22 protein-coding genes and 3 tRNA genes are annotated in these 22,246 nt (G+C 68.5%); 11 read left to right on the top strand and 14 right to left on the bottom strand.

What is annotated here, in order from left to right; all coding sequences use genetic code 11:
* The 3 genes from RTL41_RS19045 to RTL41_RS19035 form a co-directional block, all read right to left on the bottom strand.
* Window positions 1-64, bottom strand: a 64-nt coding sequence (locus RTL41_RS19045; RefSeq protein ID WP_293460220.1) for a hypothetical protein, incomplete at its 3' end; no start/stop codon positions are given.
* 31 nt (window positions 65-95) lie between these two features.
* Window positions 96-169 (bottom strand) — tRNA-Gly (locus tag RTL41_RS19040).
* A gap of 55 nt (window positions 170-224) precedes the next feature.
* Window positions 225-310 (bottom strand) — tRNA-Tyr (locus RTL41_RS19035).
* 90 nt (window positions 311-400) lie between these two features.
* Here RTL41_RS19035 and rlmB point away from each other — a divergent pair.
* Complete coding sequence (gene rlmB, locus RTL41_RS19030) at window positions 401-1,198, top strand: 23S rRNA (guanosine(2251)-2'-O)-methyltransferase RlmB (protein WP_409418352.1); 798 nt, start codon at window positions 401-403, stop codon at window positions 1,196-1,198.
* An 81-nt stretch (window positions 1,199-1,279) separates the two neighbouring features.
* Window positions 1,280-2,002: a TerC family protein gene (locus RTL41_RS19025; RefSeq protein ID WP_312166755.1), complete on the top strand. Its 723-nt coding sequence runs from the start codon at window positions 1,280-1,282 to the stop codon at window positions 2,000-2,002.
* Window positions 2,003-2,062: 60 nt separating this feature from the next.
* Here the strand turns inward: RTL41_RS19025 and RTL41_RS19020 are convergent, their stop codons facing one another.
* On the bottom strand, window positions 2,063-2,365 hold the full coding sequence (locus RTL41_RS19020) for a metalloregulator ArsR/SmtB family transcription factor (RefSeq protein WP_312166753.1): 303 nt from the start codon (window positions 2,363-2,365) through the stop codon (window positions 2,063-2,065).
* Window positions 2,366-2,433: 68 nt separating this feature from the next.
* Between RTL41_RS19020 and RTL41_RS19015 the strand changes: the two genes are divergently transcribed.
* Window positions 2,434-3,300: a PhzF family phenazine biosynthesis protein gene (locus tag RTL41_RS19015; protein WP_312166750.1), complete on the top strand. Its 867-nt coding sequence runs from the start codon at window positions 2,434-2,436 to the stop codon at window positions 3,298-3,300.
* Window positions 3,300-4,217, top strand: coding sequence for a DMT family transporter (locus RTL41_RS19010; RefSeq protein ID WP_312166749.1), 918 nt, complete (start codon window positions 3,300-3,302; stop codon window positions 4,215-4,217). Before RTL41_RS19015 ends, RTL41_RS19010 begins: the two co-directional genes overlap by 1 nt.
* A gap of 4 nt (window positions 4,218-4,221) precedes the next feature.
* Here RTL41_RS19010 and metG read toward each other — a convergent pair whose 3' ends face one another.
* The gene (gene metG / locus RTL41_RS19005; RefSeq protein ID WP_312166747.1) at window positions 4,222-6,036 is read right to left on the bottom strand and encodes a methionine--tRNA ligase; all 1,815 of its coding nucleotides are present in this window, start codon (window positions 6,034-6,036) and stop codon (window positions 4,222-4,224) included.
* Between the two features lie 75 nt (window positions 6,037-6,111).
* A complete protein-coding gene (locus RTL41_RS19000) occupies window positions 6,112-6,465 on the bottom strand; it encodes a DMT family protein (protein WP_312166746.1) in 354 nt (117 codons plus the stop codon).
* An 83-nt stretch (window positions 6,466-6,548) separates the two neighbouring features.
* Between RTL41_RS19000 and RTL41_RS18995 the strand changes: the two genes are divergently transcribed.
* Genes RTL41_RS18995 through RTL41_RS18980 form a run of 4 tightly spaced genes read left to right on the top strand, consistent with a single transcriptional unit; the run spans window position 6,549 to window position 10,515 of the window.
* Window positions 6,549-7,658 (top strand): polyamine ABC transporter substrate-binding protein, encoded by a 1,110-nt coding sequence (locus tag RTL41_RS18995; RefSeq protein ID WP_312166745.1) that lies wholly within the window; start codon window positions 6,549-6,551, stop codon window positions 7,656-7,658.
* A gap of 12 nt (window positions 7,659-7,670) precedes the next feature.
* Window positions 7,671-8,834 (top strand): ABC transporter ATP-binding protein, encoded by a 1,164-nt coding sequence (locus tag RTL41_RS18990; protein WP_312166743.1) that lies wholly within the window; start codon window positions 7,671-7,673, stop codon window positions 8,832-8,834.
* Window positions 8,831-9,730, top strand: coding sequence for an ABC transporter permease subunit (locus RTL41_RS18985; RefSeq protein ID WP_312166742.1), 900 nt, complete (start codon window positions 8,831-8,833; stop codon window positions 9,728-9,730). The genes RTL41_RS18990 and RTL41_RS18985 overlap by 4 nt, the downstream gene beginning before the upstream one ends.
* Window positions 9,727-10,515 (top strand): ABC transporter permease, encoded by a 789-nt coding sequence (locus RTL41_RS18980; RefSeq protein ID WP_312166741.1) that lies wholly within the window; start codon window positions 9,727-9,729, stop codon window positions 10,513-10,515. Before RTL41_RS18985 ends, RTL41_RS18980 begins: the two co-directional genes overlap by 4 nt.
* Here the strand turns inward: RTL41_RS18980 and RTL41_RS18975 are convergent.
* From RTL41_RS18975 to RTL41_RS18955, 5 genes are all read right to left on the bottom strand, one after another.
* Window positions 10,512-11,366: a cytochrome c gene (locus tag RTL41_RS18975; protein ID WP_312166739.1), complete on the bottom strand. Its 855-nt coding sequence runs from the start codon at window positions 11,364-11,366 to the stop codon at window positions 10,512-10,514. The two genes, RTL41_RS18980 and RTL41_RS18975, sit on opposite strands and share 4 nt — an antisense overlap.
* Before the next feature lie 9 nt (window positions 11,367-11,375).
* Window positions 11,376-12,788 carry an amidase gene (locus tag RTL41_RS18970; RefSeq protein ID WP_312166737.1) on the bottom strand — a complete coding sequence of 471 codons (1,413 nt, stop codon included), beginning with the start codon at window positions 12,786-12,788 and terminating at the stop codon, window positions 11,376-11,378.
* Between the two features lie 56 nt (window positions 12,789-12,844).
* Window positions 12,845-13,375 carry a hemerythrin domain-containing protein gene (locus RTL41_RS18965; RefSeq protein ID WP_312166736.1) on the bottom strand — a complete coding sequence of 177 codons (531 nt, stop codon included), beginning with the start codon at window positions 13,373-13,375 and terminating at the stop codon, window positions 12,845-12,847.
* A 56-nt stretch (window positions 13,376-13,431) separates the two neighbouring features.
* Window positions 13,432-14,724 (bottom strand): MFS transporter, encoded by a 1,293-nt coding sequence (locus tag RTL41_RS18960; RefSeq protein ID WP_312166734.1) that lies wholly within the window; start codon window positions 14,722-14,724, stop codon window positions 13,432-13,434.
* A 107-nt stretch (window positions 14,725-14,831) separates the two neighbouring features.
* Window positions 14,832-15,152 (bottom strand): multidrug efflux SMR transporter, encoded by a 321-nt coding sequence (locus tag RTL41_RS18955; protein WP_312166732.1) that lies wholly within the window; start codon window positions 15,150-15,152, stop codon window positions 14,832-14,834.
* 176 nt (window positions 15,153-15,328) lie between these two features.
* Here RTL41_RS18955 and RTL41_RS18950 point away from each other — a divergent pair.
* From RTL41_RS18950 to RTL41_RS18940, 3 genes are all read left to right on the top strand, one after another.
* Window positions 15,329-15,404 (top strand) — tRNA-Thr (locus RTL41_RS18950).
* A gap of 50 nt (window positions 15,405-15,454) precedes the next feature.
* Window positions 15,455-15,940 (top strand): YaiI/YqxD family protein, encoded by a 486-nt coding sequence (locus RTL41_RS18945; protein ID WP_312166731.1) that lies wholly within the window; start codon window positions 15,455-15,457, stop codon window positions 15,938-15,940.
* A gap of 37 nt (window positions 15,941-15,977) precedes the next feature.
* Window positions 15,978-16,472 carry a cytochrome c family protein gene (locus RTL41_RS18940; RefSeq protein ID WP_312166729.1) on the top strand — a complete coding sequence of 165 codons (495 nt, stop codon included), beginning with the start codon at window positions 15,978-15,980 and terminating at the stop codon, window positions 16,470-16,472.
* A 186-nt stretch (window positions 16,473-16,658) separates the two neighbouring features.
* Here RTL41_RS18940 and RTL41_RS18935 read toward each other — a convergent pair whose 3' ends face one another.
* From RTL41_RS18935 to RTL41_RS18925, 3 genes are all read right to left on the bottom strand, one after another.
* The gene (locus tag RTL41_RS18935) at window positions 16,659-19,823 is read right to left on the bottom strand and encodes an efflux RND transporter permease subunit (RefSeq protein ID WP_312166727.1); all 3,165 of its coding nucleotides are present in this window, start codon (window positions 19,821-19,823) and stop codon (window positions 16,659-16,661) included.
* Complete coding sequence (locus RTL41_RS18930; RefSeq protein WP_312166726.1) at window positions 19,823-20,974, bottom strand: efflux RND transporter periplasmic adaptor subunit; 1,152 nt, start codon at window positions 20,972-20,974, stop codon at window positions 19,823-19,825. The genes RTL41_RS18935 and RTL41_RS18930 overlap by 1 nt, the downstream gene beginning before the upstream one ends.
* 285 nt (window positions 20,975-21,259) lie before the next feature.
* Window positions 21,260-22,030, bottom strand: a complete 771-nt coding sequence (locus RTL41_RS18925; RefSeq protein WP_312166724.1) for a class II aldolase/adducin family protein — start codon at window positions 22,028-22,030, stop codon at window positions 21,260-21,262.
* Window positions 22,031-22,246: the final 216 nt, after the last annotated feature.

Here is a 22,246-nt window from a genome sequence, read left to right as displayed (position 1 = left end):
CAACGTGACCAATCGTGCCGATGTTGCAGTGCGGCTTGTTGCGTTCGAACTTTTCCTTGGCCATCGGGGTCCTGCCGGCGTTGAATTCAGAAGGTTGGAGCGGGTAGCGGGAATCGAACCCGCATCCTCAGCTTGGAAGGCTGCTGCACTACCATTGTGCTATACCCGCCGCTGAAGGATGCGCGGGGTCGCGCCAGTCTCCTTAAAGTCACGCTCCGAGTGCGTGGTGGGGGAAGCAGGACTCGAACCTGCGAAGGCGTACGCCAGCGGATTTACAGTCCGCCCCCTTTGCCGCTCGGGACATTCCCCCAGCGCGCTCGGAGCCAGATCGGAAGCCTGGACACTGCCCCCCGCCTGAGCGAAGAACCCGTCCGGCCCCCGATTTGGAGCGCGTCTTATAGTGTCCTCCCCTCGCGAACGCAACGCGCACTCGAAAGGTCCGAAAAAATCGGGCCAAAGAGCCTTCAACCGCAAGCCGGACAACGGTTCGGACGAGTGGCTGTGGGGCTGGCACGCGGTCGCGGCCGCACTTTCCAACGACAAAAGGAGCGCGCCTCAACGTCTCCTGGCGACTCCGGATCGGGCCAAGGAGCTCGAATCTCGATTCGGCCGCCCCAAGGCGCTGGAGGTCGTCGAATCGGCCGCCATCGGCCAGATCCTGCCCCAGGGCGCCGTGCACCAGGGCGTGGCCCTACGCATTCCCCTGCTGGAGTCGGTCGCCCTGCAGGACTTCGACGCCAGGCGCGGCGCCGTCCTGCTGATGCTCGACCAGGTCACCGACCCGCAGAACGTCGGCGCCATCCTGCGCTCGGCCGCCGCGTTCGGCGCCGCCGGCGTCATCCTGCAGGACCGCCACGCCCCCAAGCTGACCGGCGCGCTCGCCAAGGCCGCGGTCGGCGCGGTGGACAAGATCCCCACCGCCCACGTGGTCAACCTGTCCCGCGCGCTGGAAACCCTGGCCGACCTCGGCTGGCGCGCGATCGGCCTCGACGGCCATGCCGACGCCTATCTGGAGCAGGCGCTCGACGGCGGCCCGACCGTGCTTGTCCTCGGCTCCGAGGGCGAGGGCCTGCGCCGGCTGGTTTCGGAGCACTGCGACCAATTGGCCAAGATCTCCATGCCCGGCGGCTTCGAGAGCCTGAACGTTTCCGCCGCCGCAGCAGTCGCGCTCTATGAAGCCAGCCGAACCCGCCCCTAGAATTTTTTCCCCCGCCGGAAAGTCATCCGCTGCGCAGCTAAGCGGTTGCGGACTGACGACGGCTGTCGCATTCAAGGCCCGATGATCGAAAGTCTCCTCGCCCCAGGCGCCCTCGCCGCCCTCTTCTCCGTCTTGATGATCGACCTGGTGCTGGCCGGCGACAACGCCGTGGCGGTGGGTCTGGCGGCGGCGGCCCTGCCGCCCGACCAACGACGCAAGGCGATCCTCTGGGGCCTGGCGGTCGCCGTGACCATGCGCATCGGCTTTGCGCTCATCACCGCGCAACTGCTGGGCATCGTCGGCCTGCTGTTCGCCGGCGGCCTGCTGCTGCTCTGGGTCTGTTGGAAGATGTGGCGCGAACTGCGCGAGCAGGCCGCCCACGGCGAGGCCATCGCCGGCGCGGTCATGGACGACGATCCCAGCACCGAGCCGTCCGCCGAAGCCGTCGCCCGCCAGCCGAAGACCTTCCGCGCCGCCTTCATCCAGATCCTCATCGCCGACCTGTCGATGTCGCTGGACAACGTGCTGGCCGTGGCCGGCGCGGCGCGCGAGCATCCGGCGATCCTGGTGTTCGGCCTGCTGCTCTCGATCGCCCTGATGGGCGTGGCGGCCAGCTACATCGCCCGCCTGCTGCACAAGTATCGCTGGATCGGCTACATCGGCCTGGCGATCGTGCTCTATGTCGCCCTGCACATGATGTGGCAGGGCCATCAGGATGTGGTTCGCGATCTGGGCTACATGCCGGCCTACAACGCCGCCGTGCCGGACTTCATGGACATCAAGCCCAAGGTTCCGGCCCACTAGCCTCCTCCGCCAGACGCAGGAACGCCGCCGGACACGCGTTCGGCGGCGTCTTCGTGTCCGCTAGACCGCCTCGGCGATCTTGCGCGTCGCTGCGGCGATGGCGTCCTCGTCCCGGCGGTAGAAGGTCCACTGCTTGATGCGCTTGGGCTTCACCAGCCCGGCCTGCACCAGCAGCCGCATGTGCTCGCTCAAGGTGGGGGCGGTGACGCCCAGCTTGTCGGCGATGAAGACCCCGCACACCCCGTCCTTCACGAGGTCGCCGTCGACCTGCGGCGGGAAATTCGCCGTCGGGTCCTTCAGCCAATCGAGAATCTGAAGCCGGCGCTCATTGGCCAGGGCGCGCAGCAAATCGGCGAGGTCCATTTTGGCACTTTGCCAATCGCCTAACTTATGTCAAGCCAAGGTGCCTTCCCCGAACCGGATTCCGCAGCATGGCCGACTACCCGTTCGTCACCCTCGACGTGTTCACCGACACCCGCTTCGGCGGCAATCCGCTGGCCGTCTTCACCGACGCCCGCGGTCTCAGCGACGCCGACATGCAGGCGCTGGCCGCCGAGATGAACCTCTCGGAGACGACCTTCATCCTGCCGCCGCAGGACCCCGCCAACACCGCGCGGGTGCGGATCTTCAACCGCACGGCCGAAATGCCGTTCGCCGGCCACCCGTCCGTGGGCACGGGCTGGGTGCTCTCGCAGATGGGCAAGGGCCATGACCTGCGGCTCGAAGTGCCGGCCGGCATCGTCGGCGTGACCATCGTCGATGGAGGCGGCGTCATCGCCGCCCCGCAGCCGCTGTCGCTCGGCGTAGACCTGCCGGTCGAGACCATCGCCGCCTGCGCCGGCCTGGCGCCGGCCGACATCGTCGTCGCCGGCCACCGTCCGGTGGAGGCCAGCGTCGGGGTCACCTTCGTCATCGCCGAGGTGGGCGGCCAGGCCCTCACCCGCGCCGCGCCCGATCTCGCCGCCTTCCGCCAGGCCGCCCTCGATTTCCCGGCCTTCGGCGACCGCCTCTCGCTGCATCTCTACGCCCGCGACGGGCAAGGCGCCCTGCGCGCCCGCATGTTCGCGCCCAATTCCGGCACCGTCGAGGACCCGGCCACCGGCAGCGCCAACGCCACCCTCGCCGCCCTGCTGCTGTCGCTGTCCGACGCGCCCGAGGGCGGCTGGGACATCGTCCAGGGCGTGGAGATGGGCCGCCCCTCGCGCCTGCGCGCCACCGCCCGCCGCACGCCCGAGGGCGTGTTCGCCACGGTCGGCGGCGGCTGCGTCCCGGTCCTGCGCGGCCAAGCCAGCGTCTGATGAGCGCGCGCAAGCCCCTCGACCTGTTCGCGCTCAGCGTGATGGTCGCCCTTTGCCTGGCCTGGGGATTTCAGCAGATCGCCGTCAAGCTGATCGCCGCCGACATCACGCCGGTGATGCAGATGGCCGTGCGCTCGGCCATCGCCGCGGTGGTGCTGGGCCTGATGACGCTGCGCAACGAGGGCCGCGGGGCCTTCGCCGACGGCACCCTGCCCGCCGGCCTGCTGGTGGGGCTGCTGTTCGGGCTCGAATTTCTGTTCATCGCCCAGGGCCTGGTGCTGACCAGCGCCTCGCACATGGTCGTGTTCCTCTACAGCGCGCCGATCTTCTCGGCCCTGGGCCTGCACCTGCGGTTCCGGGACGAGCGGCTCAGGCCCCTTCAGTGGGCCGGCGTCCTCGTCGCCTTCGGCGGCATCGCCGTCTCTTTCCTGGGCGCCGGCGACCAGGTCGGCCGCAACATGCTGATCGGCGACGCCATGGGCCTGCTGGCCGGCCTGGCCTGGGGCCTGACCACCGTGGCCATTCGCGGCTCGCGGCTGTCCGACGCCCCGGCGGTCAAGACCCTGTTCTACCAGGTGGCCTTCGCCGGGGTGATGCTGCTGGCCATCGCCGCGCTGCGCGGCGAGATGGGGGTGAACCTGACGCCGGGCGTCGCCCTCAACCTGGGCTTCCAGACCATCGTCATCACCCTGGTCAGCTACGTGATCTGGTTCTGGCTGCTGCGGAAGTACCTGGCCTCGCGGCTGTCGATCCTGTCGTTCCTCACCCCGCTGTTCGGGGTGATGTTCAGCGTCGTGGTCCTGCACGAGCCGCTGGAGCCGGCCTTCGTCGCCGGCGCCCTGCTGGTGCTGGTCGGCATCAGCCTGGTCAGCGGCGCCGAACTGCTGCGCGACCGCCTCGGCCGCGCAGCGCTCTAGCTCGTCAGGCCTCGGCTTCCGGGCCGCCGAAGCGCTCCAGCCACTCGGCGACCTGCTCGTTCTCGACCTTCCTGAACAGCACCTCCGGCGCGGCGACCTTGCGGCCCGCCGGCAGGATGTCGAGGATCGCCGCGCCCTGCGCGCTCGGCCAGGCGGCCGGATAGTCCTCGCCGACCGCCAGCGCGATCTTCTCGCAGGCGAACGGGATGAACGGCTCGGACACCTTGGCGAACAGCGCCACCAGGTTCAGGCCCGTGCGCACCACCACCGTGGCGCGCTCGACGTCGGTCTTGATCGCCGTCCACGGCGCGGCTTCGGTAAGATACTGGTTGCCCAGCACCCAAAGCTGCCGAAGGGCGGCGGTCGACTTGCGGAACTCCCGCGCCTCCATGAACTCGTTCAGCTCGGCCACCTTGGCGGTGACGTCGGCATGGAGCCTGGCCTCCAGCTCGCCCGGCTCGCCGCCTTCCGGCACGACCCCCTCGAACCGCGCTTCGGTGAACTTCAGGATTCGATTGACGAAATTGCCCAGCACGTCGGCCAGGTCGGCGTTCACCTGCGCCTGGAACTGCTCCCAGGTGAAGGTCGAGTCCGAGGTCTCGGGCGTGTTCGCCGTCACCCACCAGCGCCAGTAGTCGGCCGGCAGCAGCTCCAGCGCGTGGTCCATGAACACGCCGCGCTTCTGCGAGGTCGAGAACTTGCCGCCGTAATAGTCCAGCCAATTGAAGCCCTTGAGCTGGTCGACCAGCTTCCACGGCGCATTGTTCGTCACCCGCCAGGCGCCGTCGGCCTCGAGCTTCTCGTTGATCCCGATCAGGGTGCAGGGAAAGCCGACCGTGTGGAACGGCACGTTGTCCTTGCCCATGAATTCGACATAGGTGACGTCGGCCGCCTCGGGCCCGCGCCACCAGCGCTCCCACTCGCGATCCTCGGCCGGGCCGCGGCCCGCCTCGGCGGCGCGGGCGTCCGCCCACTCCCAGGTCGCGGCGATGTATTCGATCGGCGCGTCGAACCAGACGTAGAACACCTTGCCGGCCAGGCCCTCGACGTCGGGCGTCCGGCCCTGCGGATTGGGGCCCCACTCGAAGGCGTTGACCGGAACGCCCCACTCCAGGTCGCGGGTGATGCCGCGGTCCTGCAGGCCTTCGTCCAGCCACTTCAGGGCGATGGAGGTGACCAGCAGCGGCCACTCGCCCTTCTTGCCGTCGATCCAGGCCCGCAGCTTGTCGGAGAACAGGCTCTGGCGCAGGAACAGGTGCTTGGAGTCGCGGATCTCGATGTCTTCCGAGCCGGAAACGGCCGAGCGCGGATGGATCAGGTCGGCCGGATCCAGCACCCGGGTGCAGTTCTCGCACTGGTCGCCGCGCGCGGCCTGGTATCCACAATGCGGGCAGGTCCCGATCACGTAGCGGTCGGGCAGGAAGCGCTTGTCGGCGTTGGAATAGACCTGCTGGGTCACCCGCTCCTCGATGAAGCCGGCCTCCCACAGTTGCTGCGCGAACCGCTGGGTCAGCCGGTGGTTCTGCGGCGAGGACGAGCGCCCGAAATGGTCCCAGGACAGGCCGAACCTGCGGCCCAGGTCATGCTGCACCTCGTGCTGCTGGGCGCAGAAGGTCGCCGGATCGAGGCCGGCCTCGGCCGCCGCCAGCTCGGTCGGCGTGCCATGCTCGTCGGTGGCGCAGATATAGAGGGTCTCGTTCCCCCGCGCGCGCTGGAACCGGGCATAGACGTCGGCCGGCAGCATCGAGCCCGCGAGCGTCCCCAGGTGCTTGATCCCGTTGATGTAGGGCAAGGCCGAGGTGATGAGGATGCGGGACATGATGTCTCTCGAAATGAGGAGGAGCGGCGGCTTATAGGGCGCCGCATGTGGTTCCCAAAGTGCTGGCTTGCGGCGTCAGAGCGGGCCTTTGAAGATGAACACCGCGCCGGCCGCGATCAGCGTGAAGCCGATCATATGGTTGAGGGTGAACCGTTCGCCCAGATAGGTGACGGAGAAGATCGCGAACACCGCCAGGGTGATCACCTCCTGCATCGTCTTCAGCTCGGCCGGCGAATAGACCTCGCGCCCGATCCGGTTGGCCGGCACGGCCAGGCAGTATTCGAAGAAGGCGATGCCCCAGCTCGCCAGCACCAGCAGCCAGATCGGCCGGTGCTCGACTTTCAGATGCCCGTACCAGGCGAATGTCATGAAGATGTTGGACGCCACGAGCAGAAGGATCGGCGCGATCATCGCCATCGGGATAGGCATCGGAAGCGCTCCTTGCGCATTAGCACTTAAATTCTGGCGGCTTGTCCCTATAAGCTGCGCTTCGGGCGAGTTGGAGAGCGGGCATGTGGACGAAAGCGCTGGGTACGGCTGCGGTTCTGGCTTTGAGCGTGACGATGGCCGCCTGCGGCCAGGGCGGCGGATCGGCCAAGGACCAGACTCTCAAGATCTATAACTGGTCGGACTATATCGACCCCCAGATCCTGGCCGACTTCACCAAGGAAACCGGGATCAAGGTCCAGTACGACACCTTCGATTCCAACGAGATCCTCGAGACCAAGGTCCTGCAGGGCAACACCGGCTACGACGTCGTCGCGCCGTCGAACCACAACGTGCCCCGCTACGTCGCCGCCGGCGCGATCGCCGCGCTCGACAAGGCCCAGTTGCCCAACAACAAGAACCTGTGGCCCGACATCATGGGCTACATGGAGCCCTTCGATCCGGGCCAGAAGTACACCGTGCCCTACATGTGGGGCACGATCGGCATCGGCTACAACGTCAAGCAAGTGGCCAAGCGCCTGCCTGGCGTGAACATCGACAGTTGGGCGGTGGTGTTCGATCCGGCCAACCTCGCCAAGCTCAAGGACTGCGGCGTCTATTATCTCGACGCGTCCGAGGACATGTACGCGGTCGCGCTCAACTACCTGGGCAAGGATCCGAATTCCAAGAACGTCGCCGACTACCAGGCCGCCACCGACATGATGGTCAAGGCGCGGCCCTTCGTGCGCAAGTTCCACTCCTCGGAATATGTCGAGGCCCTGGCCAACGGCGACATCTGCGTGGCGGTCGGCTATTCGGGCGACATCCTCCAGGCCAAGACCCGGGCCGAGGAAGCCAAGAACGGCGTCGAGCTGGCCTATGTGATCCCCAAGGAAGGCAGCCAGGTCTGGTTCGACGTGTTCGCCATTCCGGCCGACGCGCCCAACCCCACGGCGGCCTACAAGTTCCTCGACTACATGCTGCGGCCGGACGTCATCGCCAAGGCGTCGAACTACACCCAGTACGCCAACGCCAACCTGCCGGCGACGCCGATGGTCGACGCCTCGGTGCGCGGCGACCCGAACGTCTATCCGACCCCGGACCTGTTCAAGCGTCTCTTCGTCACCACCACCAAGGACCAGGCTCTGCTGCGCGAAGTCACGCGCATGTGGACCCGGGTGCAGACCGGCCAGTAGGAAGGCGGGTAGATGACCGAACGCAGCCGCCCGCGCCTCAATATCGGCGCGGTCCGTTCGACCTTTGCGCCGTGGTCCGATCCCACGGCCAAGCCCCTGGTGCGTTTCGACAAGGTGGTGAAGCGGTTCGACGGCGAGACGGCGGTCAACGGCGTCTCCCTCGACATCTATCCCGGCGAGTTCTTCGCCCTGCTCGGCCCCTCGGGCTGCGGCAAGACCACCCTGATGCGCCTGCTCGCCGGTTTCGAGACGCCTGACGAAGGCCGTGTGCTGCTGGCCGGCGAGGACCTGGTCGGCAAGCCGCCGCACGAGCGGCCGGTCAACATGATGTTCCAGTCCTATGCGCTCTTCCCTCACCTGTCGGTGGAGCGGAACATCGCCTTTGGCCTCAAGCAGCAGGGCATGCCCAAGGACGAGATCGCCGCGCGGGTGAGCGAGATGCTGTCCCTGGTGCGTCTCGACGGCCTGGCCCGGCGCAAGCCCCACCAGCTTTCCGGCGGCCAGCGCCAGCGCGTCGCCCTGGCCCGCGCCATCGCGCCCCGGCCCAAGATGCTGCTGCTCGACGAGCCGCTCGCCGCCCTCGACAAGAAGCTGCGCGAGGAGACCCAGTGGGAGCTGATGGCCCTGCAGCAGCAGTTGGGCATGACCTTCCTGATCGTCACCCACGACCAGGAAGAGGCCATGGTCACCGCCGACCGCATCGCCGTCATGCGCGCCGGCCAGATCGTGCAGATGGGCCGCCCGGCCGACGTCTACGAGGCGCCCAACTCGCGCTACGTGGCCGACTTCATCGGCGACGTGAACATCTTCGAGGGCAAGGCCGAGTACGCCGACGGGCTCACCGTGCGGATGGCCAGCAGCGAGTCGCCCCAAGGCTTCGACATCATCGAGGACGACCCCATCGAGGTCGGGTCGACCGCCTGGCTGGCGGTCCGGCCGGAGAAGATCCAGGTCCACCTGGACGAGCCGCCGCCCGGTCCCAACCGCATGGCCGGCAAGGTCGCCGATATCGGCTATCTCGGCGACTGGACCACCTATCTCGTCGAGCTGGAGGGCGGGCGCACGATCCGCGCCGCCCGCGCCAACGCCGCCCGCTTCGTGGACCGTCCCGTCGACTGGGACGACCAGGTGTGGCTGACCTTCGCCCGCGACGCGGGCGTGGTGCTAACCCAGTGACGGCCCGCCGCGACCGCACGGGCCTGACGGCCCTGGCGCCGTTCCTGTGGCTTGGGCTGTTCTTCCTGTTTCCGTTCCTGCTGGTGGCCAAGCTGTCGCTGTCGGAAACGGCCCTGGCCATGCCGCCCTACGCCCCGCGCCTCGACTGGTCGCAGGGCATGGCTGGCTTCCGCACCTTCCTGGCAGGGCTGGATTTCGAAACCTACGCCCGGCTGACCTCCGACCGGCTGTACATCGTCGCCTATCTTTCCAGCCTGAAGTTCGCGGCGGTGGCCACCTTCATCCTGCTGCTGCTCGGCTATCCGCTGGCCTATGCGATGTCGCGCTGCACGCCCTCGGTGCGCAAGGCGCTGCTGATGGCGATGATCCTGCCGTTCTGGACCAGCTTCCTGATCCGGGTTTACGCGCTGATCGGCATTCTCAAACCCGAGGGGCTGCTGAACGTCGCCCTGCGCGCCGTCGGGCTGGGGCCGGTGTCGCTGCTCAACACCGACACGGCGATCTATATCGGCCTGGTCTACGCCTACCTGCCCTTCATGGTCCTGCCGCTCTATGCGGTGCTGGAGCGCCAGCAGCACGACCTGCTCGAGGCGGCGGCCGACCTCGGCTGCACGCCGCTCGGCGCCTTCTGGCGGGTGACCTTCCCGCTGTCGCTGCCGGGGGTCGCGGCCGGCTCGCTGCTCTGCTTCATCCCCATGGTCGGCGAGTTCGTCATCCCCGACCTGCTGGGCGGGTCCTCGACCCTGATGCTGGGCAAGACGATCTGGACCGAGTTCTTCGCCAATCGCGACTGGCCGGCGGCCTCGGCGGTGGCGATCGTGCTGCTGTTCACCCTGGTCGTCCCGATCGTGCTCTATCAGCGCCAGCAGGCGAAGCTGACGGAGATCGGGCGATGAAGCGCGGCCTGAGCGGATTCAACGTCGCCGCCCTGGTCGTCGGGTTCGGGTTCCTCTACCTGCCGATCGTCCTGCTGGTGATCTACTCGTTCAACGCCAGCCGGCTGGTCACGGTCTGGGGCGGCTTTTCCACCCGCTGGTACGCCTCCCTCTTCCGCAACGAACAGCTCCTGGACGCGATCTGGGTGACCTTCCGGGTCGGGCTGATCTCGGCGACCATCGCCACCATCCTTGGGACCTTCGCGGCCGTGGCCCTGGTCCGCACCCGCCGCTTCCCGGGCCGCACCCTGTTTTCGGGCATGGTGTTCGCCCCGCTGGTCATGCCCGAGGTGATCCTTGGCCTGTCGCTGCTGCTGCTGTTCGTCTCGCTGGGCCTGCCGCGCGGCTTCTGGACCGTGACCGTCAGCCACGCGACGGTCACCATGTGCTACGCCTGCGTGGTCATCCAGGCGCGGCTCGCCGCCTTCGACCGCCAGTTGGAGGAAGCCGCCCAGGACCTGGGCTGCCCGCCGTTCAAGGCGTTCTTCCTGGTCACCCTGCCCAATATCGCCCCGGCCGTCGCCGCGGCCTGGATGCTGGCCTTCACCCTCTCGCTCGACGACCTGGTGATCGCCAGCTTCACCTCCGGCCCCGGCGCCACCACCCTGCCGATGCGCATCTACAGCCAGGTTCGCCTCGGGGTGAGCCCGGAGATCAACGCCGTCTCGACCCTGCTGATCGGCCTGGTCGCCACCGGCGTGATCGCCGTCTACCTGTTCCAGATGCGGCGCAGGACCGACAGCTAGTCGGCCGCGTCCAGCGCCCTCGCCCGCGCCGAGAGATAGGCGTGGAGGTCGGCGATCTCCGCGTCGGTGAACACCTTGAAGTCGTCGCGCGCCACCAGCGTCATGATGCCCAGGTGGCGTCCGCTGATCGGCGCGCCCGTCCGCATCAGCGTCGCGAACGCCTCGGCGTCATAGGCCCCGACCACCCGCAGGTCCGGGCCGCCTTCGAGGTCGTCCCCGGCCAGATCCGAGCCGTGGCACTCCGAACAGACCGTCCGCGCGATGTGCCGCCCGCGCGCCAGGTCCGGCCCCAGGTCCATGGCCGGGCGCGAGCGGCCGCGCGCCGCCCGCCGCGGCTCGTCCAGCGCCCCGGCCAGCACCGCCGCGCGGGCGCGCCATCCCGCGCTCTGCGGCGGCGTGGGCGCGCCGGCCGGCGGATGCGACCGCACGAAGGCCAGCACGGCGGACAGCTCGTCCGGCGTCAGGTGCATGAAGGTCTGCGCGGGCATGCCCCACAGCGCTCGCCCGTCGCCGGGCCGCACGCCCTGGCGGATCGCCTGGGCCAGTTGCTCGTCGCTATAGCGGGCCGCCGCCAGGGTCAGGTTGGGAGCGTAGTTGCGCACCAGGCGGGGGTTCGGGTTGTAGACCTTCCCCTGCAGGTTCTCCCCATGACAACCGGTGCAGCCGTAGAGCTTGCCGAGCCGCCGCCCCTCCGCCGCCATCGCCGGCGCCCCGGCGCTCGCCGTCTCCGGCGCGACCGGATAGGCGCGCGTGATCAGCATTTCGCTCCAGATCCACAGCGCGACGACCACCAGCGTCCCGATCGCCACCGCGCCCAGCAGGATCGAAAGGAAAAGCCGCCCCCGCGCCACGCCGCGCGCCTAGAGCGCGGGCACGCGGTCGAACCAGGGCCGCGTCGCCTCCAGTTGGCCGGCCAGCCTATAGAGCAGCGCCTCCTCGCCCATCCGCCCGACGAACTGGATGCCGATCGGCAAGCCGCCCTTGCTCCAGGCCAGGGGCACGGTCATCGCCGGCTGGCCGGTGTTGTTGAAGGCCTGGGTGTTGGGCATGAACTTGAACAGGCGCTGGACGTACTCGCGCGGATCCTCGGTCAGGTGGCCGACCGGGATCGCCGGGCTGCCCAGGGTCGAGAGCAGCAGCACGTCGTATTGCCGGAACAGCCCCGCCATCGCCCGGCCATAGGCGTGGATCGCCGCCAGGCCCCGCACATAGGCCGAGCCCGAAACCTGCTTGCCGCGCTGGTACATCAGCCAGGTGAGCTGCTCGACGTCGCCTTCCGCCACCGGCCGGCCCCGCTGCTCGCCCTCGGCCTCCAGGGTCGCGGCGATGCTGGCGGCGATGACGTCGCCGGCGCCCTGCTGCATGGCCGCCAGATCGCCCGGCACGTGCACCTCCTCGACCATGTGGCCCAGGCCCTCGCACAGCTTGGCGGCGTCGAGCACCGCGGCGGCGCACTCCGGGTCCAGGGCGTCGGAGGCCAGGGCCGCGGTGGTGAAGCCGATCGCCAGCTTGCCCGGATCGCGCCGCGCCTCCTCGGCGAACGGCCGCTCGGGCGCGGCCAGGAAATAGGGATCGCCCGGCTGGGGCTGGCAGACCGCGTCCAGCAGCGCGGCGCTGTCGCGCACCGAGCGCGTCACCGCATGCTGGATCGAGGCCCCGCCCCATCCCTCGCCGGTCGGCGCGAACGACACCCGCCCGCGCGAAGGCTTCATGCCGAACAGCCCGCAGGCCGAGGCCGGCGTGCGGATCGATCCGCCGCCGTCGCTGGCGTGCGCGGCCGGCACGATGCCGGCGGCGACCGCCGCGGCCGCCCCGCCCGACGAGCCGCCGGGCGTGCGCGTCGTGTCCCAGGGGTTGCGGCAGACGCCCAGCAGCGCCGGCTCGGTGACCGGCATCAGGCCGAACTCAGGGGTGTTGGTCTTGCCGAACAGCACCAGCCCCGCCTCCTTGTAGGCGGTGACGATCGCGCTGTCGGCCGCGGCGACGGCGTCGCGGAACACCGCCGAGCCGGCCGTGGTCGGCGAGCCGGCCAGTTGCGCGCCAAGGTCCTTCAGCAGGAACGGCACGCCGGCCATCGGCCCGCCCCAGATGTCGCGCTTGACGTCCTGCCGGCCCCACTCGGTCAGGTCCATGGTCACGGCGTTGATCTTCGGATTGACCGCCGCCATCCGCGCCACGGCGGTCTCCAGCAGTTCCGAAGGACTGACCTCGCCCTTCGAGACCAGTCCGGCCAGACCCACGGCGTCGTGCTTGCGGTACTCTTCGAAGTTCATGGCGCGCTCCCTGCTTTGCCGCAGGTGACCATAGGCGCGCCGCTAATCCAACCTCGCTAGTGGCGCAGGCCGACGTGCTCGACGATCGCGCCCTTCATCGAGTGGGTCTGCTGGATCGGCAGTCCCGTGGTCTCGAACTGGGTCTTTAGCTGCGCCTTGCGCACGGCCATCTGTTCGCCAAGCGCATCCATGTCCAATCCCGCCTCGCGGGCCTGGGCGAACATGCCCTCGGAGCGCATCTCCTCCTCGTGGACGTGATGCTTGATCTCTTCGGACAGCACCTTGACCTTGGCGTCGTAGAACGCCTCGTCCGGCGCGGCCTCGGCCAGTTCGGCGATCAGCATCTTGGCGCCGTCGTGCTCGACATAGGCCTCGTCGAGGGTGTCGTCCTCGATCTTGCCGCGGCAGGCCGGATAGAAGATCTCCTCCTCGATCATCGTATGGACGGTCAGCTCGACGCAGATCTTGTGCACCAGCGCGGCCTTGCGCGAGGCGCCGCGCGCCGTCTCGAACGCCTCGAACAGGGCTTCGACGGCGCGGTGATCGGCCTTGAGCAGGGCGATGGCGTCGGGTTGCGACGTGGCCATGGTGTCTCTCCTGGGGTTGCTTCCAGGGTCAACACCTGCCCGCCGCCAGTGTTCCGCTAGTCTTCTGTGATCTCGCTGTGCTTCTGGGTGTCGCGCATCCGCAGGTAGGTGATGAGCGAGACGCCGATCATGCCGGTGACGTACCAGTAGAAGCCGCTCTCCATGCCCTGGGACTTGAACCACAGCGCCACGTACTCGGCCGTGCCGCCGAAGATGGTGTTGGCCAGCGCATAGGGCAGCGCCACGCCCAGCGCGCGGATATGGGCCGGGAACAGCTCGGCCTTCACCACCGCATTGATCGAGGTGTAGCCGGTGACGATGATCAGGGCGCCCAGCACGATGGCGAACGCCACATAGGGGTCGCTGGTCTTGGAGAGCGTCGTGAAGATCAACCAGGTGAAGGCCACCCCCAGCACGCCGAAGGCGATCATCAGCGGCCTGCGCCCGATCCTGTCCGACAGCGCCCCGGCCGCCGGCTGGATCAGCATGTAGACGAACAGGGCCGCGGCGGTGATCGCCGTCGCGCTCTCGCGGCTGAAACCCGAGGTGTTGACCAGGAATTTCTGCATGTAGGTCGAGTAGGCATAGAAGGCCAGCGTGCCCCCGGCCGTCAGGGCGATGACCATCAGCGCCTGCCGTGGGTAATGCCTGAACAGCGTCAGGCCGCTCGACTTGGGCGCGTCGCTCCCCTGGGCGTTCTTGAACGACTCCGTCTCGGCTAGGCCGCGCCGCAGGTAGAACACCACCACCGCCAGCCCCCCGCCGATGACGAACGGGATCCGCCAGCCCCAGGATTCCAGGTCCGGCTCGGGCAGGATCGCCTGCAGCACCAGCAGCACCAGCAGCGCCAGCAACTGGCCCGAGATCAGCGTCACGTACTGGAAGGACGAGAAGAAGCCGCGGCGCCGCTTGCCGGCCATCTCGCTCAGATAGGTCGCGCTGGCCCCGTACTCGCCGCCGACGCTCAGGCCCTGCATCAGGCGCGCCAGCACCAGCAGCGCCGGCGCGATCCAGCCGATCTGGTCGTATCCCGGGGTCAGGGCGATCAGCAGCGAGCCGGCGCACATCAGCGACACCGACAGGGTCAGGCCCGCCTTGCGCCCCTTGCGGTCGGAATAGATGCCCATGATCCAGGCCCCGATCGGCCGCATCAGGAAGCCGACGGCGAACACCGCCGCAGCGTTCAGCAACTGCGCGGTGCGGTCGCCCGCCGGGAAGAAGACCGGAGCGAAATAGAGGGTGAAGGCCGAATAGACGTACCAATCGTACCACTCGACCAGGTTGCCGGTGGACCCGCCGATGATCGATTTGAGACGATGCCGGCGATCGGCGGCGGCGCTGTCGGCCATAAGACCCCTCCCCCTGGGGAACTACGAAACAGGCCGGCGCTCTTGCGGCGCCGGCCGGACGCCGGGAGACTACTTCCAGACGAGGGAGTCTTCCTAGGCCTGAAGCCTCAGTGCGCGCTCGACAGCTTCATCAGGACCAGCCCGCCGACGATCATCACCGCCGCCAGCACCCGCACCGCGCTGAGATGCTCGCCCAGCACCGCGACGCCGACGACGAAGGCGCCCACCGCGCCGATCCCGGTCCAGACGGTATAGGCCGTGCCCAGCGGCAGGGTCTTCATCGAGACCGACAGCAGGCCGAAGCTGGCCGTCACCGTCCCGAGGGTGATCACCGTCGGGACGAGCTTGGTGAAGCCGTCCGACTGTTTCATGGAGAACGCCCAGACCACCTCCAGCAGTCCGGCGACAAACAGAATGATCCAGGCCATCACGGCCCTCCTTTCGAAGAGCCGGGCCGTCCCGGACATTGCTACCCATGTGGTGGGGGAGGTCGTTCCTCGCGGCCCCTAGCTAGGGTTCGCCCGCCGCGTGGTCGTCGCCCGCCGGCCGGCTGGGGCTTGGCAGCCGGGGCGGGGCGTGGCATCGGTCCGCTGGCGCGCGGTGCGCCGGCTTAGCTCAGTTGGTAGAGCAGCGGTTTTGTAAACCGAAGGTCACGGGTTCGAATCCTGTAGCCGGCACCATTCCCCACGCGGGTCTCCGGGACCTTCCCTCATTCCACAGGCGGCCGAACTTGGACCTCAAGCCCATCGAGATCTTCATCGACGCCGACGCCTGCCCGGTGAAGGACGAGGTCTACAAGGTCGCCCAGCGCTATGGCCTGAAGACCTGGGTGGTTTCCAACGCCTTCATGCAGATCCCGCAGTCGCCCCTCGTGGCCCGGATGATCGTCGACGCCGGACCCGACGCGGCCGATGACTGGATCGCCGAGCAGATCGCCCCCGGCGACGTCGCGATCACCAACGACATCCCCCTGGCCGAGCGCGTGCTCAAGGCCGGCGGCCACGCCCTGGCCGCCAACGGCCGGCCCTTCACCGAGAACTCGATCGGGTCGGCGATGGCCCAGCGCGCCCTGATGGAGCAGTTGCGCTCCACCGGCGAGATGCTCGGCGGCCCCAAGCCCTTCGACCGCAACGACCGCTCGCGGTTCCTCCAGGCCCTCGACGAGACGATCCAGAAGGAACGCCGCCGTCGCGCCTTGCAACCGGGCCGCTCATGACTAGCTTGCGGTCAAGTTTGGTCGAGGGGTTACGAACATGCGCAACGCGCTGATGCTGTCTGTCCTGGGGTCCTGCGCCCTGCTCGCCGGCTGCGGCCAGGGGGGCGGCGAGAAGGCCGCGGAGCCTTCGACGGCGGCGCCGGCCGCGCCCGAACCCAGCGCCGCCGAGAAGCAGGCCCTCGTCGCCAGCCTGCCTGCGCCCTACAACACCGCCGACATCGACAACGGCAAGATGAAGTTCGCCATGTGCCGGTCGTGCCACACGATCGTCCCCGGCGGCGCCAACCTGACCGGCCCCAACCTGCACGGCGTCTTCGGCCGCAAGGCCGGCGCGCTCGAGACCTACAAGTATTCCGACGCCGTGAGGAACGCGGGCTTCGTCTGGGACGCCGAGCACCTGGACAAGTGGCTGGCCGAACCGCGCACCTTCCTGCCCGGCACCAAGATGTCGTTCGCCGGCCTCAAGGCCGAGAAGGACCGCATCGACCTCATCGCCTATCTGAAGGTCGAGACCGGCTATAAGGCCCCGTGAGGCGCTAGCATTCCAGAAAAGCAACCTTGACGAGAATAGAGTTCAGCCGCAGCATGACGCTGTCGAGGCTGCGCTTGCATCTGTCAGCCGAGATCCTGCGCCGGCGCCTGTGACACCCCCTTGTCGCAGCCGGCGCCACCCCGACAACTCGCCTCCCCCGCCGGGGGAGGCTTTTTCGTTGCAGGCCTATTCGGCGGCGTTGGCGGCGCGGGCCTGTTCGGCTTCCTCGAAGGCCTCGATGCGCCGCGCGGTCGCCTGGGGCGATTTCGTGAAGCGCGCCAGCATGTTGTAGAACACCGGCACGATGAACAGGGTCAGCAGGGTCGCGAAGATCGCCCCGAAGAAGATGACCACCCCGATCGTCTTGCGGCTCTCGCCGCCGGCCCCGCCCCACATGATCAGCGGAATCGCGCCGGCCGCCGCGGCGATCGAGGTCATGATGATCGGCCGCAGGCGCAGCGAGGCGCTCTCGATCACCGCCTCGCGGATCGACAGCCCCTCGTCGCGCAACTGGTTCGCGAACTCGACGATCAGGATGCCGTTCTTGGCGGCGATGCCGATCAGGATGATCAGGCCGATCTGGCTGTAGGTGTTGATGGTCGAGCCGGCGATCAGCAGGCCGAACAGCCCGCCCAAGGCCGCCACCGGCACGGTCAGCATGATCACGCCCGGGTGGATCCAGCTTTCGAACTGCGCGGCCAGCACCAGGAACACCAGCAGCAGCGCCATGCCGAACGCCAGCCCGACGGCGCCGCCGGCCTCCAGGTAGTCGCGCGCCATCCCGCCCCACTTCACCTGCGGGCCGGGCGGCATCTTGGCGATCTCGGTCTCGAAGAACTTGACCGCGTCGCCGACCGGATAGCCCGGATTGAGCTGGGCCGAGAGCGTGACCGAGCGCAGGCGATCGACGCGCGAGCGGTCGGGCGTGTCGCCCCGCACCTCGGTCGTCACCACCGTCGACAGCGGGATCAACTGCCCGGAACTGGCCCGGACATAGAGGTTGCCGATGTCCTTCTCGGTCTGGCGCTGCTCGCGGTCGGTCTGCAGCAGCACGTCGTATTCCTGGCCGTTCTTGATGTAGGTCGTGACCCGGCGCGTGCCGAAGTTGCTCTCCAGCGCCCGCCCGACCGCCTGGGCCGAGACGCCCAGCGCCGCAGCCTTCTCGCGGTCGACATTGACCAGCACCCGCGGGCTGGTCGGCTCATAGTCGATCCGCGCGCGCGACAGGCCGGGATTGGCTTCCGCCGCCGCCAGCAGCGGCTTGATCCAGGCCGCGATCTGCCCGTAGTCGTCGCCGGTGACGATCACGTCCACGCCGCTGCCGCCGCCACCGCCGCCGCCTCCCCGCTGGAAGGCCGGCCGCACCGAGGCGATGGCGCGCACCGAGGTGATCGACGAAAGCTCGCGGTTGAGCTGGGCGGCCAGCTCGTTCGAGGTCAGCCCGGCGTCCGGCGCCAGGTTGGCGTTGCCGAAGCCGCTGTTGAACTGGCTGCTGCCGCCGAAGCGCGGCACGCCGAGGATGTAGCGGGTGATGACCCCGTCCTTGAGCAGCTCCTGCAGCCGCGTCTCGACCTCGCCCGCCGCCTTCAGGGTGTAGTCGTAGCCGGCGCCCTCGGGACCGACGACGTTCAGGTCGATCCGTCCGCGATCCTCTTCCGGCACCAGTTCGCGCGGCAGGACGGAAAACAGGCCGCCGGCGCCGGCGGCCAGCACCACGACCAGCACCACGGTCGCGATGGTCGCGCGCCGCTCGCCCAGGATCGCGTCCAGCGAGGCGTGATAGGACCCCCGCAGCCTGTCCATCGCCCCGTCGACATAGCGGGCGATGAAGCCCTCGCCATGCGCCGGGCGCAGCAGCTTGGAGGCCAGCATCGGCGACAGGCTCAGCGCCAGCAGGGCCGAGAACGCCACCGCCGCGGCGATCGCCACCGCCAGCTCCACGAACAGCCGGCCGATGTATCCGGGCAGGAACATCAGCGGCGCGAACACCGAGATCAGCACGATCGTCGTGGCGACGACCGCGAAGAACACCTGGCGCGCGCCCCGCTGCGCCGCGACGATCGGCGGCTCGCCGTCGTCGATGCGGCGCTGGATGTTCTCGACCACCACGATGGCGTCGTCGACCACCAGGCCGATGGCCAGCACCAGGGCCAGCAGCGTCAGCAGGTTCAGCGAGAAACCCAGCGGCGCCAGGACGATGAAGGTCGACAGGATGCAGATCGGGGCCACCACCGAGGGGATCAGCGCCGCGCGCCACGTCCCCAGGAAGATGAAGTTCACCAGCGCCACGAGCGCCATGGAGATCCCCATCGTGATCCAGACTTCCTCGATCGCGTGCTTGGTGAAGATCGTATAGTCGACCGCCACCTCCAGCACCGTGCCCTTGGGCAGCGACTTGTTCAGTTCCGGCAGCAGGTCGCGCACGCCCTGCGAGATCTCCAGGTCGTTGGCCTGGGACTGGCGGGTGATCCCGATGCCGACCTGGTCGCGGCCGTTGGAGCGGAAGCTGCGGCGCCGCTCGTCCGGCCCCTCCTCCACCCGCGCGATGTCGCCCAGGCGGGTGACGTATTCCTGGGTGGTGTTGCCCGTGGCCGCGCCCGTGCGCGCGCCCGACGGCGTCACCGGAAGCTGGGCGAACTGCTCGGGCGTGGAATAGCCGCGCCCGACCCGGATGGTGAAATCCTTGTCCGGGGCCTCCAGCGAGCCGGCCGGCAGCTCCAGGTTCTGGCTGTTGAGCGCGTTCTCGACGTCGTCGACCGTCACCCCGCGCGCGGCCATGGCGTTGGGATCGAGCCAGATGCGCATCGAATAGAGCTGGCTGCCGCCGACGAACACCTGGGCCACGCCCGGCACCGTGGAGAACCGCTCGACCAGATAGCGCTGGGCGTAGTCCGACAGTTGCAGCCGGTTCAGCGTCGTCGACGCGAACGAGATGAACATGATCGGCGAGCCGTCGGCCGTCGCCTTGGCGATCTGCGGCGGATCGGCCTGCAGCGGCAGGTTGGCCGCGACCCGGCTGACGGCGTCGCGCACGTCGTTGGCGGCGTCGTCCAGGTTCCGGTCGAGCCGGAACGAGATGTTGATGTTCGAACGGCCGTCGCGCGACGAGGAATTGACCCGGTCGATCCCCTGGATGCCGGAGATCTGCCGCTCGATGACCTCGGTGATCCGCTCCTCGACCACCTCGGCCGACGCGCCGCGATAGGTGGTGGAGATCGACACCACCGGCGGGTCGACGCTGGGCAGTTCGCGCACCGTCAGCGAGGCGAAGGCCGCCACCCCGACGACGCAGAGGATGATCGCCGCGACCGCCGCGAAGACCGGGCGGCGGACCGAAATATCCGACAGCATCATGCGTCAGGCCGCGCGGCGCGCGCCCCGGGCTCGGCTGCGGCCGGCTCGGACGCCAGGATGCGGACCGGCTGGCCCGGCTGCAGCTTGTTCAGGCCGTCGGCGACGATCTGCTCGCCGACCCGCAGGCCCTCGCGGATCTCGACATAGCCGTCCTGGCGCACGCCGGTCAGCACCGGGCGCTGCTCGGTCATCGCCTGTTCGCCCTGGCGCGCGACCACATAGACGAAGGCGGAGTCGCCCTGCACGGTGACCGCCGATTCCGGCGCCGCCACCACCTGCCGCTGTCCCTGGGCGATGGCCACCCGCAGCATCATGCCCGGCTTCAGCTTGCGGCTGGGATTGGGGAATTCGGCCCGCGCGGTGATGGCGCGGCTGCGCTCGTCGATCCGGGTGTCCAGCTTCTGGATGCGGCCCTGGATCACCTCGCCCGGATAGGCGTCGATGCGGGCGGTGATCGGCTGGCCCTCGCGGATCGAGGCCAGGTAGCGGTCCGGCACTTCGAAGTCGACCCGCACGCTCGAGATGTCGTCCAGCGTCACGATCGGCGCGCCCGGATTGATCAGCGCGCCCGGGGCGATGTCCGAAAGCCCGACCACGCCGGCGAACGGCGCGCGGATCATGCGATCGCCTTCCCGGGCCCGGGCCGCGTCGACGTCGGCCTTGGCGGCCAGATAGGCCGCCTCGCGCTGGTCCAGCGCGGTCTTCGCCGCATAGCCCTGGGCGGCCAGTTGCTTCCAGCGGTCGTAGTCGCGCTGGGCCTGGACCATGCGCGCCTGCGCCTGGGCGATGCCGGCGCTCTGCTCGGTGGCCTTCAGCTCGACCAGCACCGCGCCTTGGGGCACCGACTGGCCGTCGGTGAAGCGGACCTTCTCGACCAGTTGGGTCGCCGCGGCCGTCAGGGTGACCGACTGGCGGCCCTTGGCCACGCCGATGACGTCGATGGCGTCGACGAAGGTCTTCGATTGCGCGCCGACCACGCTCACCGGCGAGGGGCCGCCCATGCCGCCGCGGCGGCCGCCCCCCGGCCCGCCGGGCCCGCCGCCGCCCTTTTGCGCGGCCATCGCGCCGCCGCCGGGGCCGCCCGGCCCCTCCTTCTTGCCCAGGGTCAGCTTCCAGCCGCCCGCGACCACCATAAGGCCCAGGATCACAATCGCGCCGACGAGGAAAAAGTGGCGTCGTAACAAGCTACGAAATCTCCGGGACGGCTGCGAAATGGAGTTAGGATGAGTGTGAATCGAGGCGGGTCTTATGGCGACGACATAGGCGCCGTCCAGTGACAGAACGATGGCTTTGCGTGTCGCTGCTGAAATACGGCGGCGATATCCCCGCCCGTATCACTCGACGAAGCTTACAAGTCCGTATTGGCGTCATGCTGCAAAGAAAACGGGCGCCCGAGACCGGGCGCCCGCCTTGGCCGTTCCTTGCGGATGACCTTAGACGTCGTAACCCGGCAAAGCCCGGTCGAGCTGCCGCAGCGCGCCCGGCCAGGCCAGCTTGCCGCCCAGGCCCCGGGACATCTGCATGGTCACCTCGTCCTGCGCCGCCTGGGGCGCGAACAGCACGTTCTCGCGTCCCGCCGACAGCGCCATGACCTGCTGCTTACAGGCCCGCTCCAGATAGAACATGTTGATCCAGCAGTCGGCCGCGGTCTCCCCCACCGTCAGGGTGCCGTGGTTGCGCAGCAGCATCATCTTCTTGTCGCCGATGTCGGCCACCAGGCGCTCGCGCTCGTCGAGGTTCAGCGCGATGCCCTCGTAGTCGTGATAGGCCAGCATGGTGCGCACGATCAGCGCATGCTGCGACAGCGGCAGCAGGCCGTCCTTCTGGGCCGCGACCGCGACCCCCTGGTCGGTGTGCAGGTGCATGACGAAATGGGCGTCTTCGCGCGCCGCGTGGATCGCGGAATGGATCGTGAAGCCCGCCGGATTGATGAAGTAGGGCGTCTCCTGGAGGATGTTGCCGTCCAGGTCGATCTTGACCAGCGCCGAGGCGGTCATCTCGCCGAAATACATGCCGTACGGGTTGATCAGGAATTGGTGATCAGGCCCCGGAAGACGCGCCGAAATGTGCGTATAGATGGCGTCGTCCCATCCATAGAGCGCAACGAGCCGATAGAGGGCGGCCAGGTCCACCCGGGCCTGCCATTCCTCAGCGCTAACCTTGCCTTTCAACGAGCCTACGCTCGCGATCGAACCATCGGCCATGGGGGCCTCCCTGCAGAATTTTATGCCTGATCGTTGATCACCAGAGTCGCGCCGACGGCGGCGAGCGTCAAGCGCCGCCTGGCACGTTGATTTCGCAGTGCAAACTGACGTTGACACCAAGCTTGGTTAGACGGAGAACTTCGTTAACGACAAGACCTGCTCGCGCATCATCAAGTAACGCTTGTCGGCCCGTATGTTCCTAAGGCTGGGGATGGC

Origin of the sequence: Phenylobacterium sp. (genome assembly GCF_031984885.1) — a bacterium.
Lineage (GTDB): Bacteria > Pseudomonadota > Alphaproteobacteria > Caulobacterales > Caulobacteraceae > Phenylobacterium.
This window is presented reverse-complemented; position numbering and strand designations above follow the sequence as displayed.

What these genes read in the sequence shown, in the direction of transcription:
- RTL41_RS18990 (WP_312166743.1), top strand. Translation starts at nt 7,671, where the DNA reads ATGACCGAACGCAGCCGCCCGCGCCTCAATATCGGCGCGGTCCGTTCG.
- RTL41_RS19010 (WP_312166749.1), top strand. Translation starts at nt 3,300, where the DNA reads ATGAGCGCGCGCAAGCCCCTCGACCTGTTCGCGCTCAGCGTGATGGTC.
- RTL41_RS19025 (WP_312166755.1), top strand. Translation starts at nt 1,280, where the DNA reads ATGATCGAAAGTCTCCTCGCCCCAGGCGCCCTCGCCGCCCTCTTCTCC.
- RTL41_RS18965 (WP_312166736.1), bottom strand. Translation starts at nt 13,375, where the DNA reads ATGGCCACGTCGCAACCCGACGCCATCGCCCTGCTCAAGGCCGATCAC.
- RTL41_RS18960 (WP_312166734.1), bottom strand. Translation starts at nt 14,724, where the DNA reads ATGGCCGACAGCGCCGCCGCCGATCGCCGGCATCGTCTCAAATCGATC.
- metG (WP_312166747.1), bottom strand. Translation starts at nt 6,036, where the DNA reads ATGTCCCGCATCCTCATCACCTCGGCCTTGCCCTACATCAACGGGATC.
- RTL41_RS18940 (WP_312166729.1), top strand. Translation starts at nt 15,978, where the DNA reads ATGCGCAACGCGCTGATGCTGTCTGTCCTGGGGTCCTGCGCCCTGCTC.
- RTL41_RS19015 (WP_312166750.1), top strand. Translation starts at nt 2,434, where the DNA reads ATGGCCGACTACCCGTTCGTCACCCTCGACGTGTTCACCGACACCCGC.
- RTL41_RS18980 (WP_312166741.1), top strand. Translation starts at nt 9,727, where the DNA reads ATGAAGCGCGGCCTGAGCGGATTCAACGTCGCCGCCCTGGTCGTCGGG.
- RTL41_RS19000 (WP_312166746.1), bottom strand. Translation starts at nt 6,465, where the DNA reads ATGCCTATCCCGATGGCGATGATCGCGCCGATCCTTCTGCTCGTGGCG.
- RTL41_RS18970 (WP_312166737.1), bottom strand. Translation starts at nt 12,788, where the DNA reads ATGAACTTCGAAGAGTACCGCAAGCACGACGCCGTGGGTCTGGCCGGA.
- RTL41_RS18935 (WP_312166727.1), bottom strand. Translation starts at nt 19,823, where the DNA reads ATGCTGTCGGATATTTCGGTCCGCCGCCCGGTCTTCGCGGCGGTCGCG.
- RTL41_RS18995 (WP_312166745.1), top strand. Translation starts at nt 6,549, where the DNA reads ATGTGGACGAAAGCGCTGGGTACGGCTGCGGTTCTGGCTTTGAGCGTG.
- RTL41_RS19020 (WP_312166753.1), bottom strand. Translation starts at nt 2,365, where the DNA reads ATGGACCTCGCCGATTTGCTGCGCGCCCTGGCCAATGAGCGCCGGCTT.
- RTL41_RS18925 (WP_312166724.1), bottom strand. Translation starts at nt 22,030, where the DNA reads ATGGCCGATGGTTCGATCGCGAGCGTAGGCTCGTTGAAAGGCAAGGTT.
- RTL41_RS18955 (WP_312166732.1), bottom strand. Translation starts at nt 15,152, where the DNA reads ATGGCCTGGATCATTCTGTTTGTCGCCGGACTGCTGGAGGTGGTCTGG.